Genomic DNA, 8,281 nt, shown 5'->3' with positions numbered 1-8,281 from the left:
GCGGGCGCGCCAGCGGCGCCCGCCTCCTGTTCTGGAGCGCCTTGTGCTTCGGCGCGCTGAGCGTCAACAATGTGCTGCTGGTGCTCGACCGCGTCGTCTTTCCGGTGGAAATCGATCTCGGGATGCCACGGCTCGTGACGGCGCTGGTGGCGGTGGTGCTGCTCCTGTTCGGCCTCGTCTGGGAGGAGGACTGATGGAGCAGATGCTCATGGGGGCGATCGCCGCCGGCTGGCTGGTGGCGGGGCTGTTCTTCTTCCGCTTCTGGCGCCAGACCAAGGACCGCTTCTTCCTCTGGTTCGCGCTGTCCTTCTGGCTGGAGGCGGCCGATCGCGTGGCGTTGAGCTTGATGACACCCGCGGCGGAGGGCAGCCCGACCATCTACGGCCTGCGGGTGGTGTCCTATGGCCTGATCCTGCTGGCGATCTGGCAGAAGAACCGGCCGCGGCCGCCCGGGCGCTAGAACTTCGGGATCCGTAGCGTCTTGCTGATCATGAGGCTGCCGGAGAGCACGAAGAGCAGGGCGAGGGGATGCAGCTCCCACGGGCCCAGCTCCAGCACGCCGCCCCAGAGCCGCTCGCCCAACCGCTCCTGCCACGCCGCCCAGGCCAGGATGCCGGTGAGCACGACGCTGGTGGGGATCGGCGTGCCCTCGAAGTACTTCACCTTGCCCGAGGCGTCGGCCGCGAGCGTCTCCGCCGTCACGTTGTAGCGGGCCAGCCGGCTCACGCCGCAGCAGACGAAGTAGATCAGCGCGGCGGCGTCCCAGCCGCCCTGCAGGCCGGCCGCGAAACCCAGCGCGGCCGGGGCCATGCCGAAGGAGATCACGTCCGAGAGCGAATCGAGCTCGCGTCCGAGCGCCGAGTGCTGGTGGCGCGCGCGGGCGATCCGGCCGTCCAGCACGTCGAAGAGGAAGGCCGCCGGTGCCAGCGCCGCCGCGACGAAGAACTGGCTGCGCTCGCCGCTGGCCATGAACAGCATCGCCAGCAGGATCGCGCCGACGCCGCAGGCCGCATTGCCCAGGGTGAAGAAGTCGGCCAGCTGGAATTCCCGGACCATGGAGAAATGGCGCGGGCGGGGCGCGGTCTGCTGCATGTTCATGCTCCTCGAACCCCGTCCACCTTAGGCGCCAGCTGGGCGGTGCGCCGTCGGCCCCGGGCAGGGGCCGCTGTAGTCGCGCGCTTACTGGCGGATCCGGCCGGCGCCGCTCACGATCGACAGCTCCACGAAGCGCGAGCCGTTGTGCTGGTCGGGCCGGAAGGCGACCAGGTAGCCGCCCGCATCGTAGCTCTCCATCGCGTCCAGGGTGCGCTGCATGCCCTCGCGGGTGGGGCGCGGGCCCTGGCGCCGCACGGCCTCGACGATCACCTTGGCCGCGATGAAGCCTTCGATCATCGAGTAGCTCACCGGCACTTCCAGCGCCGGTGTCTTCGCGACGATGTCGTTGAACTCCTTGCCCACGCGGGTGGAGATCCGGTAGGGGTTGGGCGTGACCTGGGCGATGGCGACGCCCTGCATCTGCTCCTCCGACAGGCGCTTGGAAAGCTGCTCGATGTCGGCGCCGGAGTGGGCGAAGAGCTGCGCCGCGCCGCCTTCGGCCCGGTACTGCTCGATGAAGGCGGCGGCCGCGGCGCCGCTGGCCACCATCAGGATCGCCTGCGGCGGATTCTTCAGGAACTGCGCCACGGCCTGCTGCGCGCGGGCGGTGCCGGCCGGATAGGAGGCGCGGGTCTCGATCGTCGCGCGCGCCTTGGCGGCCGCCTCGGTGGCCGCTTGCAGCATGGCTTGCGCGCCGGGGCCGTCCTCGTAGAACAGGCCGAGCCGCGTGATGCCGATGGTGGCCAGGTGTTCGGTGAGCTTGTGCAGCTCGTCGCGCAGCGTCGCGCGCACGTTGTACAGGTGCACGTCCTGCGGCCGCAGCTCGGTGGTGCGGTAGCCCACCAGCGCGATGCGCTCCTTCTGCAGCAGGCCGGAGGCGAGCACTTCGGCGATGTTGGGGCTGCCGAAGAAGCCGGCCAGCACCATCGGCTTGTCGTCCGCGAGCAGGGCCCGGGTGGCGCTGACGGTCTCGTCCGGCCGGCCGTTGTCGTCGCGCCGCACCAGGCTGAAGGTGTGGCCGTTGACGCCACCCGCCCTGTTCACCTGGTTGAAATAGAGCTGCATCCCGAGGGAGTAGGCGCGGCCCTGCGCCGCCTCCAGACCCGTCAGGGGGGCGACCTGCCCCACCACCACCTGCGCCGCGGTTGCGTATTGCGCGCCCGCGACGCCGGCCACCGCCAGAACTGCGCGGGCGGCCCACTGCCTGTACTGCATCGAACTACTCCCTTTGGGGCGCACGGGCCGGGCCGCGGCCGGCCACTGTGGAAAGCCCTGATTCCCGTCCCTGTGCGTGCAACCCGGGATGGTATCCAATCGGGGCCCATGCAAATCACCGGCCGGGAATGGATCGAGTCGCCCTACGCCTGGGGGCGGCTCGCGATGTCGCTGCTGCTCATGACGATCGGCGGCTCGGGCATGTATTCCATCACGGTGGTGTTGCCGCGCATGCAGCAGGACTTCGGCATCGCCCGAGGCGACGCGTCGCTCCCGTACACGCTCACCATGGTTGGCTTCGGCATCGGCGGCATCCTCATGGGCCGGCTGGCGGACCGCTTCGGCGTGATGCGGGTGGTGATGCTGGGCGGCGTGGGCCTGGGTCTCGGCTACATCGCGGCGGGGCTGGCGCCGAGCGCCTGGCTGTTCGGCGCCGCGCAGGGCCTGCTGGTGGGCCTGCTCGGCACCTCGGCCAGCTTCGCGCCGCTGGTGGCCGACACCACCCGCTGGTTCGACCGCCGCCGCGGCATCGCGCTGGCGATCTGCATGAGCGGCAACTACACCGCGGGCACCGTGTGGCCGCCGGTGATGCAGCACTTCATCGACACGGTCGGCTGGCGCCAGACCTATGTCGGCATGGGCCTGTTCTGCCTGGCCAGCATGCTGCCGCTGGCGATCGCGCTGCGCCGGCCGCCGCCGCAGGTCGTGCTGACGCCACCGGCGTCGGCGGCGCCGGTGGCGGTGGCCGCCGGGCCGGCGGCTTCGCCGCGTCCGCTGGGGATGGCGCCCGGCCTGCTGCTCGCGTTGCTGAGCGCCGCCGGCGTGGCCTGCTGCGTCGCCATGTCGATGCCGCAGGTGCACATCGTCGCCTACTGCGGCGACCTCGGTTTCGGCGCGGCGCGCGGGGCCGAGATGCTGTCGCTGATGCTGGCCATGGGCGTGGTGAGCCGGCTGGTCTCGGGCTGGATCGCCGACCGCATCGGCGGGCTGCGCACGCTGCTGCTCGGCTCGCTGCTGCAGGGCGTGGCGCTGCTGCTGTTCCTGCCGTCGGACGCGCTGGTGTCGCTCTACATCGTGTCGGCGCTGTTCGGGCTGTTCCAGGGCGGCATCGTGCCCTGCTATCCGATGATCGTGCGCGAGTACTTCCCGCCGGATCAGGTGGGTGCCAAGGTGGGCACCGTGCTGATGGCGACGCTGATGGGGATGGCGCTGGGCGGCTGGATGTCGGGCGCGGTGTTCGACCTCACCGGCTCCTACCACGCGGCCTTCCTGAACGGGATCGCCTGGAACCTGCTGAATCTCTCCATCGTCGGCTTCCTGCTCTGGCGGGCCACTTCGCTGGGCCTGATCCGCGGCTGGCCGGCGGCCGCGTCGCGCGCCGCCGCGTAACCGCGATGTCACCCGAACGGCGCCGGCTGCTGCAACTGGCCGCCGCGGCGGCGGGCACCCTCTGGCTGCCGCGTAGCGCCTGGAGCCAGCCGCGCCTGCCGGAGCAGCCCTTCGCACTGGGTGTGGCGAGCGGCTCGCCGACGGCCACGTCCGTGGTCCTGTGGACGCGCCTCGCGGGCACGGAGTTGCCGCGCGGGCCGGTCACCCTGCGCTGGGAGGTCGCCGAGGACGAAGGCTTCGCGCGCATCGTGCAATCGGGGCAGGCGCAGGCGCTGCCCGAACTCGCGCATTCGGTGCACGTCGAGGTGCAGGGCCTGGCGCCGGACCGCTGGTATTCCTATCGCTTCATGACAGGTCCTTGGGTGAGCCCGGTGGGCCGCACGCGCACCTTTCCCGCCGACGACGCGCCGGTGGAGCGCCTGCGCATCGCCTACGCCTCCTGCCAGCGCTGGGAGCACGGCTGGTTCGGCGCCTACCGGCAGATGCGCGCCGACGCGCCGGATGCGGTGGTCTTCCTGGGCGACTACATCTACGAGTACCCGACGGCGGTGAATGCCGTGCGCACGCCCATCGGCGGCTGGGTGCTGTCGCTGGACGACTACCGTGCACGCTATGCCCTGTACCGCAGCGATCCGGACCTGCAGGCGATGCACCACGCCTGCCCCTGGCTCTACACCTGGGACGACCACGAGGTGCAGAACGACTATGCCGGCCGCCAGTCCGGCAGCAGCGGGCCGCAGGTGCCGGACTTCGCCCGTCGTCGCGCCGGCGCCTACCAGGCCTGGTACGAGCACACGCCGGTGCGCGCGAGCGTGCTCGCGCGGGCGCTGCAGGGGCTCGCCTCGGGCGAGGCCTTGCGCATCTGCGGCCGCCAGCGCTTCGGCCGCCTCGCCACGCTGCTGCTGCTGGACACCCGCCAGTACCGCAGTCCGCAGGCCTGCACCGCCGGTGGGCGCACGGGCTCCAGCGTGTTCAATCCGCTGCAATGTGCCGCCTGGGCGGATCCGTCGCGCAGCATGCTGGGCGCCGAGCAGGAGGCGTGGCTGGCGAGCGAGCTCGCGCGCGGTGGCGCGGCCTGGACGGTGGTCGGTCAGTCGACCCTGTTCGGCCAGCGCGACTTCGCGCCCGGGCCGGGGCGGCTGTTGTGGAACGACGGCTGGGACGGTTATCCGGCGGCGCGGCGGCGCCTGGTCGAGGCCTTGCAGCAGTCCGGCGCCGCGAATCCCGTGCTCCTGGGTGGCGACGTGCACGAGAACTGGGTCGGCCACGTCAAGGCGGACTACGAGCGGCCCGAGAGCGCCAGCCTCGGCGTCGAGTTCTGCGGCACCAGCATCACCTCGCGCACGGCGCGGCCGGAGTCGATAGCCGTGCGGCTGGCGGAGAACCCGCACTTCGTCTACGCCGAGGCGGATCACCGGGGCTACGGCCTGGCGGAGTTCACGCGCGACCGCCTGCAGGTCACGCTGCGCGGCGTGGAGGACGTGACGCGGCGCGAGAGTGCGGTGGGGACGCTGGCGCGGTTCGTGGTGGAGGCGGGGCGGCCGGCAATTCAGCGCGAGTCGTAGCCTGGCGGTGAGCGTGAGTCGTAGGCTGGAGCTGAGCGTGCGTCGTAGGCTGGAGCTGAGCGGCGAAGCCCGAAGCCCAGCGATGCGCGAGCGCAGCGGAGCGCCGGCGCGCGCGCTTTACCGCACCACTTCCAACACCCGGTCCAACCCGCCTTCGTCGATCGCCACCATCGCCTGCTCGCGCACCTTCGGTTTGGCGTGGTAGGCCACCGACAGGCCCGCCTCTCCCATCATGGGAAGGTCGTTCGCTCCATCGCCGACGGCGATCGCCTGCTTCGGCGAGATCCCGAGCTGGGCGCAGGTTTCCAGCAGCATCTTGCGCTTCTCGGCGCCGTCGCAGATGTCGCCCCAGGGCTGGTCCACCATGCGGCCGGTGAGCTCGCCGCAGTTCGCGCCGGAGCGGATCTCCAGCAGGTTGGAACGCGTGAAGTCGATCTTCAGCCGGTCGCGGATGCGGTCGGTGAAGAAGGTGAAGCCGCCCGAGACCAGCAGCGTCTTCAGGCCGGCGGCCTGGCAGGCCTGCACCAGCCGCTCGGCGCCGGGATTGAGTTGCAGCCGCTGGACGTAGACCTCCTCGAGATCGGCCATGGTCACGCCCTTCAGCAGGGCGACCCGGCGGCGCAGGCTTTCCTTGTAGTCGGCGATCTCGCCGCGCATCGCGGCTTCCGTGATGGCGGCCACTTCGGCCTTCATGCCGACGGCATCGGCGATCTCGTCCACGCACTCGATGTTGATCAGCGTGGAATCCATGTCGAAGGCGATCAGCTTGAAGTCGGCCAGGCGCAGGGGCGGGGTGAAGCCCTGGACGCTCAGGCCGGGGGCGAATTCTTGGAACGGCATGGACCGGATTCTGGCATCCGGCCACCGGCATTCCCGGCGACGCGGGAATCCGGTCGGGCCCCCGTCATTCCCGCGCAGGCGGGAATCCAGCCGGAAATTGGAATCTGACCCCAATTAACGGGCGCGCAGCGCCGCCTGCAGCGCCAGTTCCGCCCACGGGCGCATCAGCGCCGGCGAGTCCATGGCTTCGGTGCGGGCGGCGCGGTAGTTCATGGAAACGCGGCCGCGGCCCTTGGCGGTGTAGGTGAAGGGGGCGCAGCCGGCGGCTTCGAAGCGCGGCAGGGTTTGGGCATCGGCCTTGAGGTACAGCACCTCGCCCACGACGATCGCCACGAACAGGTCGTCGACGTAGATGCCGTGGCCGCCGAACATGCGCTTGACGCGCACCGGCCCCAGGCCCGAGAGCAGGTCGCCGCAGTAGTTGGCGAAGTCGTCCCGCGTGTTCATCGCCTCGAATCTCCCGGCCTGGGAAGATAGCGCGCATCCGACCACGTCAGCAGCCACTGCGGCCGGAAGGCCACGAAGATGGCCGTGAGCATGCCGGTGACGAAGGCGTCGCCCCAGGCCATCAGCCATTGCGCGACCACCAGGCCCATGCCGGCCGCGCCGCCGGCGGCCGGCGTGCCCAGCGCCTGCGCCAGCATGCGGGCGGCGAACAGGGACACCAGGGCGCCGAGGAAGCCGCGGCCGAGGATGTAGACGAAGGGATGCGGCGGCAGCCAGCGGCGCACCGCCGCGCCGACGGCCAGCGCCAGCGTCGCGGGGACCACGCCTTGCCAGACCGCCGCCGCCAGCGCCGCCTCGGGCGGCATCGGCGAGATCGCCCACGCCAGCGCGCCGACGGCGAGCAGCGCGGGCACGGCCAGCGGCCAGCCGAGCATCAGCAGGACCAGCACGGCGCCGGACCACTGCAACTGCACCGAAGCGTGCTGCAGCGCCGGCAGCGCCCAAAGCCAGGGCAGGACCACGAGGGTGGCCAGCAAGGGCGTGGCGAGAGCCGGGCGGCCGGCCAGCAGCCGCCACGGGCGCAGGGAGAGCGCGATGGCGAGGGGGATCAGGGCGAGAAGGGTGTTCATTGACACCGCACCCCTAGGCGGGCTCCGTCACCTTCGGCGTCCCCAGCGAGCGCAGCACGTCGCGCACCATCTGCGCGCGGTCCTTCACGTCCACCAGCGACTTCTCGATGCGCAGCTTGTCGTTGCCGGCCAGCTTGATGTGCCGGTTCTTCTGCACCAGCTGGATGATGGTCAGCGGCTCCACCGGCGGATTCGCCTTGAAGCTGATGTTGATCACCGTCGGCGCGGCATCCACCTTCACCACGCCGTAGGGCCGCGCCAATACGCGCAGGCGGTGCACGTCGATCAGCGTCTGCGCCTGCGGCGGCAGCTTGCCGAAGCGGTCGACGATCTCCTCCAGCAGGCGGTCGATCTGGTCCACGTTCTTCGCCGTCGCCAGCTTCTTGTAGAAGGACAGGCGCAGGTGCACGTCGCCGCAGTAGTCGTCCGGCAGCAGCGCCGGCGCGTGCAGGTTGATCTCGGTGGTGACCGACAGCGGGGCCAGCAGGTCCGGCTCCTTGCCGGCCTTGAGCGACTTCACCGCCTCGGACAGCATCTCGTTGTAGAGCTGGAAGCCCACCTCCAGCATGTTGCCGCTCTGGTGCTCGCCCAGCACCTCGCCGGCGCCCCGGATCTCCAGGTCGTGCATCGCGAGGTAGAAGCCGGAGCCCAGTTCCTCCATCTGCTGGATCGCCTCCAGCCGCTGCCCGGCCTGCTTGGTGAGGCCCTCGATGTCCGGCACCATCAGGTAGGCATAAGCCTGGTGGTGGCTGCGGCCGACGCGGCCGCGCAGCTGGTGCAGCTGCGCCAGGCCGAACTTGTCGGCGCGCGCGATCACGATGGTGTTGGCGGTCGGCACGTCGATGCCGGTCTCGATGATGGTGGAGCACAGCAGCACGTTGAAGCGCTGCTGCACGAAGTCGCGCATCACGCGTTCCAGCTCGCGCTCGGGCATCTGGCCGTGGGCGACGGCGATGCGCGCTTCCGGCAGCAGCCGCTCCAGCGCCTCGCGCCGGTTCTGGATGGTCTCCACCTCGTTGTGCAGGAAGTAGACCTGGCCGCCGCGCTTCAATTCGCGCAGCACCGCCTCGCGGATCACGCCGTTGCCTTCGTTGCGCACGA

At 70.8% G+C, this 8,281-nt stretch carries 10 protein-coding genes; 4 read left to right on the top strand and 6 right to left on the bottom strand.

The genetic code is table 11. The features are described 5' to 3' along the window. The coding region (locus tag VFM98_RS09210; RefSeq protein ID WP_325109623.1) for a DUF5985 family protein at window positions 1–194 on the top strand (194 nt) is incomplete at its 5' end. Further along, on the top strand, window positions 194–460 hold the full coding sequence (locus VFM98_RS09205) for a DUF5985 family protein (protein ID WP_325109622.1): 267 nt from the start codon (window positions 194–196) through the stop codon (window positions 458–460). The genes VFM98_RS09210 and VFM98_RS09205, both read left to right, overlap by 1 nt. On the opposite strand, the gene VFM98_RS09200 is transcribed toward VFM98_RS09205, so the two are convergent. Together VFM98_RS09200 and VFM98_RS09195 are read right to left on the bottom strand one after the other, a co-directional pair. Further along, complete coding sequence (locus tag VFM98_RS09200) at window positions 457–1,092, bottom strand: CDP-alcohol phosphatidyltransferase family protein (protein WP_325109621.1); 636 nt, start codon at window positions 1,090–1,092, stop codon at window positions 457–459. The two genes, VFM98_RS09205 and VFM98_RS09200, sit on opposite strands and share 4 nt — an antisense overlap. An 87-nt stretch (window positions 1,093–1,179) precedes the next feature. After that, window positions 1,180–2,310: an ABC transporter substrate-binding protein gene (locus tag VFM98_RS09195; protein ID WP_325109620.1), complete on the bottom strand. Its 1,131-nt coding sequence runs from the start codon at window positions 2,308–2,310 to the stop codon at window positions 1,180–1,182. 108 nt (window positions 2,311–2,418) lie between these two features. Here VFM98_RS09195 and VFM98_RS09190 point away from each other — a divergent pair, with 108 nt between their 5' ends. Both VFM98_RS09190 and VFM98_RS09185 read left to right on the top strand, forming a co-directional pair. Then, window positions 2,419–3,699: an MFS transporter gene (locus tag VFM98_RS09190; RefSeq protein ID WP_325109619.1), complete on the top strand. Its 1,281-nt coding sequence runs from the start codon at window positions 2,419–2,421 to the stop codon at window positions 3,697–3,699. 5 nt (window positions 3,700–3,704) lie between these two features. Next, on the top strand, window positions 3,705–5,264 hold the full coding sequence (locus VFM98_RS09185) for an alkaline phosphatase D family protein (protein WP_325109618.1): 1,560 nt from the start codon (window positions 3,705–3,707) through the stop codon (window positions 5,262–5,264). A gap of 117 nt (window positions 5,265–5,381) precedes the next feature. Here VFM98_RS09185 and serB read toward each other — a convergent pair whose 3' ends face one another. From serB to VFM98_RS09165, 4 genes are all read right to left on the bottom strand, one after another. Then, window positions 5,382–6,104: a phosphoserine phosphatase SerB gene (gene serB, locus VFM98_RS09180; protein ID WP_325109617.1), complete on the bottom strand. Its 723-nt coding sequence runs from the start codon at window positions 6,102–6,104 to the stop codon at window positions 5,382–5,384. A gap of 114 nt (window positions 6,105–6,218) precedes the next feature. After that, complete coding sequence (locus VFM98_RS09175; protein WP_325109616.1) at window positions 6,219–6,551, bottom strand: TfoX/Sxy family protein; 333 nt, start codon at window positions 6,549–6,551, stop codon at window positions 6,219–6,221. After that, window positions 6,548–7,180 (bottom strand): hypothetical protein, encoded by a 633-nt coding sequence (locus VFM98_RS09170; RefSeq protein WP_325109615.1) that lies wholly within the window; start codon window positions 7,178–7,180, stop codon window positions 6,548–6,550. Before VFM98_RS09170 ends, VFM98_RS09175 begins: the two co-directional genes overlap by 4 nt. A gap of 13 nt (window positions 7,181–7,193) precedes the next feature. Then, a partial coding sequence (locus VFM98_RS09165; RefSeq protein WP_325109614.1) for a TRCF domain-containing protein occupies window positions 7,194–8,281 on the bottom strand: 1,088 nt, incomplete at its 5' end.

It is taken from the genome of Ramlibacter sp., assembly GCF_035706265.1.
In the GTDB taxonomy this organism is placed as follows: Bacteria; Pseudomonadota; Gammaproteobacteria; order Burkholderiales; family Burkholderiaceae_C; genus Ramlibacter.
This window is presented reverse-complemented; position numbering and strand designations above follow the sequence as displayed.

Coding starts and splice junctions, on each gene's coding strand:
- VFM98_RS09185 (WP_325109618.1), top strand. CDS start 3,705: ATGTCACCCGAACGGCGCCGGCTGCTGCAACTGGCCGCCGCGGCGGCG.
- serB (WP_325109617.1), bottom strand. CDS start 6,104: ATGCCGTTCCAAGAATTCGCCCCCGGCCTGAGCGTCCAGGGCTTCACC.
- VFM98_RS09190 (WP_325109619.1), top strand. CDS start 2,419: ATGCAAATCACCGGCCGGGAATGGATCGAGTCGCCCTACGCCTGGGGG.
- VFM98_RS09200 (WP_325109621.1), bottom strand. CDS start 1,092: ATGCAGCAGACCGCGCCCCGCCCGCGCCATTTCTCCATGGTCCGGGAA.
- VFM98_RS09205 (WP_325109622.1), top strand. CDS start 194: ATGGAGCAGATGCTCATGGGGGCGATCGCCGCCGGCTGGCTGGTGGCG.
- VFM98_RS09175 (WP_325109616.1), bottom strand. CDS start 6,551: ATGAACACGCGGGACGACTTCGCCAACTACTGCGGCGACCTGCTCTCG.
- VFM98_RS09195 (WP_325109620.1), bottom strand. CDS start 2,310: ATGCAGTACAGGCAGTGGGCCGCCCGCGCAGTTCTGGCGGTGGCCGGC.
- VFM98_RS09170 (WP_325109615.1), bottom strand. CDS start 7,180: ATGAACACCCTTCTCGCCCTGATCCCCCTCGCCATCGCGCTCTCCCTG.